Source organism: Litorilituus lipolyticus (assembly GCF_006439335.1).
GTDB lineage: Bacteria > Pseudomonadota > Gammaproteobacteria > Enterobacterales > Alteromonadaceae > Colwellia > Colwellia lipolytica.
Map to the genome: position 1 here is coordinate 3,770 of NZ_SAWY01000032.1, position 552 is coordinate 4,321.

General features: G+C 42.0%; 2 rRNA genes. Both read right to left on the minus strand.

Features of this window, described 5'->3' with window-relative positions:
* Positions 1–192: 192 nt before the first annotated feature.
* Positions 193–307 (minus strand): 5S ribosomal RNA (rrf, locus tag EPA86_RS13275).
* Positions 308–465: 158 nt separating this feature from the next.
* Positions 466–552 (minus strand): 23S ribosomal RNA (locus EPA86_RS13280); the annotation flags it as partial.

Sequence of the window (552 nt, forward strand, 5' to 3'; positions counted from 1 at the left end):
GACAAAAACTTGAATTCATTAATTGGCTTGTACAAACTAATGAATTAAAGCTAATTAAAAAGCCCGTTGCTTTCAACGGGCTTTTCTTAATTAGAAGCTTAGCAATGTCCCGCTTCGCTCTCACATGGGCTTCTCGTAACATAAGTCACACTGCCATCGGCGCGCGGTTTATTATCTAAACCTAAATTAGGAGCTTAGCAATGTCCTACTCTCACATGGGAACTCCCACACTACCATCGGCGCTAACACATTTCACTTCTGAGTTCGGAATGGGATCAGGTGGTTCTATGTCGCTATTGTCGCTAAGCAAAAAACGTACGACCTCCACAGATGGAGGAAGTGTCTAAGTTTGTCAGGAACAAACTAGACCAATCTCGGAAATCTAATATAAATCTTATCTTATTCAATCACAAAGTGCGTGACATTACTGTTTGTCAGTCTTCATACAAACCACTTAGGTGCTGTATGGTTAAGCCTCACGGGCAATTAGTATCAGTTAGCTCAAGGCCTCACAACCCTTACACACCTGACCTATCAACGTTGTAGTCTCCA